General features: G+C 61.3%; 1 protein-coding gene and 1 pseudogene. Both read right to left on the reverse strand.

The window, feature by feature from the left end; genetic code table 11:
- Positions 1-1,850, reverse strand: a 1,850-nt coding sequence (locus ACFFNA_RS36080) for a calcium-binding protein (RefSeq protein ID WP_378924743.1), incomplete at its 3' end; no start/stop codon positions are given.
- Positions 1,851-2,359: 509 nt separating this feature from the next.
- Positions 2,360-2,497 (reverse strand): annotated as a pseudogene (locus ACFFNA_RS36085) (SDR family oxidoreductase); the annotation flags it as partial.
- Between the last annotated feature and the right edge of the window lie 209 nt (positions 2,498-2,706).

Consider the following 2,706-nt stretch of genomic DNA (forward strand, 5'->3'; position numbering starts at 1 on the left):
CCGTTGATGGAAGCCCCGCTGCGCAGTTGCAGGTTCTCCAGCTCCTGACCGGAGAGGTTGAAGGAGACATAGGCCTGCACATTGTCGGTGCCCTGGCCGTTCGCCTCGGTGACGTGGTCGCCGGCATTGTCGACATAGTAGGTGTCGTTGCCGATGCCGCCCTGCATGGTATCGGCACCTTCCTTGCCGTCCAGTGTATCGTTGCCGCCAAGGCCGATCAGGATGTTGACGCCCGAATTGCCGGTAATCACATTGGCAATCGAATTGCCGGTGCCGTTGATCGAGGCGCCGGTGCGTAGCGCCAGGTTCTCCAGCTCCTGACCGGAGAGGTTGAAGGAGACGGTGCTCTGCACATTGTCGGTGCCCTGGCCATTCAATTCGATGACATGATCGCCGGCATTGTCGACCCAGTAGGTATCGTCGCCGGTGCCGCCGCTCATCAGATCGGCGCCGGCGCCACCGTTGAGTGTATCGTTGTGGGCTCCGCCAAACAGCTTATCGCTGCCGGCGCCACCGTCGAGCATGTCGTTGCCGGCATCGCCGCTGATCGTATCGTCGCCGCCAAGACCCGACAGCGTGTCGGCGCTGGTGCCGCCGTTGATATGGTCGGCGAAGACATTGCTGCCCTGCCAGATGTCCTTGCCGGCCGTACCGACGAAGACTGTCGGGTCGAAGATCTGGGCGCGGATGCAGCTGCCGCTGCCGTCGCCGGTATCATTGGACTCCCAGGTGACCACGAAGCGGCCATCGGCCAGCGCCGTGATTGCCGGGTCAAACTGAAAGCCAGTTGGCGTCGAATTGACGATGAAGTCGCTGCCGGCCGCTGAACCGTCGGCGTTGTAGAGGTGGGCGCGGATGCAGCTGCCGTCGCCATCGCCGGTATCGCCGGACTGCCAGGAGGCCACGAAGCGGCCATCGGCCAGCACTGTGATCGCTGGGGTATGCTGATCACCTGCTGCCGTCGAATTGACGATGAAGTCGCTGCCGGCCGCTGAACCGTTGGCGTTGTAGATGCGGGCGCGGATGCAGCTGCCGTCGCCGTCGCCGGGATCATTGGACTGCCAGGTGGCCACGAAACGGCCATCGGCCAGCGCCGTGATCGCGGGGTCGTACTGATTGCTCGTTGCCGTCGAATTGACGATGAAGTCGCTGCCGGCCGCTGAGCCGTTGGCATTGTAGATGCGGGCGCGGATGCAGCTGCTAGAGCCGTCGCCAGTATCATCGGACTGCCAGGTGGTCACGAAGCGGCCGTCGGCCAGCGCGGTGATCGCGGGGCTAACCTGATCACCTGCTGTCGTCGAATTGACGATGAAATCGCTGCCGGCCGCTGAACCGTCGGCGTTGTAGACGTGGGCGCGGATGCAGGTGCCAGCGCCGTCGCCGTTGCCGAAGTCATAGGATTCCCAGGTGGCCACGAAGCGGCCATCGGCCAGCGCCGTGATCGCGGGGTTAGACTGAAAGCCAGTTGCCGTCGAATTGACGATGAAGTCGCTGCCGGCCGCTGAGCCGTCGGCGTTGTAGACGCGGGCGCGCATGCAACCGTCATCGCCGTCGCCGGGGTCGGCGGACTCCCAGGTGGCCACGAAACGGCCATCGGCCAGCGCCGTGATCGAGGGGTTAGACTGATTGCTCGTTGCCGTCGAATTGACGATGAAGTCGCTACCGGCCGCTGAACCGTCGGCGTTGTAGATGCGGGCGCGGATGCAATAGCCAGCGCCATCGCCGGTATCAGTGGAAGACCAGGTGGCCACAAAGCGGCCGTCGGCCAGCGCCGTGATCGCGGGGGTATACTGAACGTTTGTTGCCGTCGAATTGACGATGAAGTCCTGTCCGATGCGTTCGATAGGCATGGCTTGTTCCCTTTCGCTGCCGGCGTGGTGGAAAATGGCCAGCAGCCGGCATCGCATACTGGACTGGCATAAATGGAATTCGGTGATGCGCGGTGAAGATCGTTATAGACTCATAAGGCAGCACGGCGACGCAAACACCGGCCCCGTGAAATTGATTGCAGGAATATTTGCCAAATCGTCTGGGCCGTAATTATGTGTCGTGGTGATGTTGCGGGCAGACATATGTTCTCCAAAACACTGGGGTGACATTCATCAGCGGTGCCATTTCAAATTTATTTTAGTCCAACTAGAGCAATGCGGTCTATGTGCGCTCTGTATCTGACCGATGTCGCCGAAATTTTTATGAGAATATGTCTTGAAACAGACCGCAGTTCTTCGAAGGCATTATTGCGGTGAGGGTCAGGGTGGATGTTTTCCCGATCCACTTCGGGCGGACGGACAGGTCTCCTTCACATCACGACGAATCGGCGTTGGTAAGCGCGAGGTTGGCGGCCAGGGCGGCGAAGCAATCAAGGCGGCAGGAGCCGGAAGTCGTTGCCCTCCGGCAGCAGCTGCCCGCCATCGACGACAATTGTCGTGCCGGTGATGTAGCTGGCATCGTCTGAGGCGAGGAACAGGAAGGCATTGGCGACGTCGCGCGGGCTGCCCGCTGGTGTCGAGAGCCCGTCACACATTCCTAATGTGGCCGGCTGTTTGCGTTGCCTCCTTACACCACGACGAAATCGGCGTTTGTCAGCGCGAGGTTTGCGGCAAGCGTGGCGAAATGGGTTGAGCCGCCCGCTGCATTGCCGTTGCTGTCATAGGTGAGCCAGCCGGTGTCGGTCTCGTAGATGATGTGATCGTTGCCGTCACCGGC

The organism is Mesorhizobium kowhaii, assembly GCF_042431665.1.
Lineage (GTDB): Bacteria > Pseudomonadota > Alphaproteobacteria > Rhizobiales > Rhizobiaceae > Mesorhizobium > Mesorhizobium kowhaii.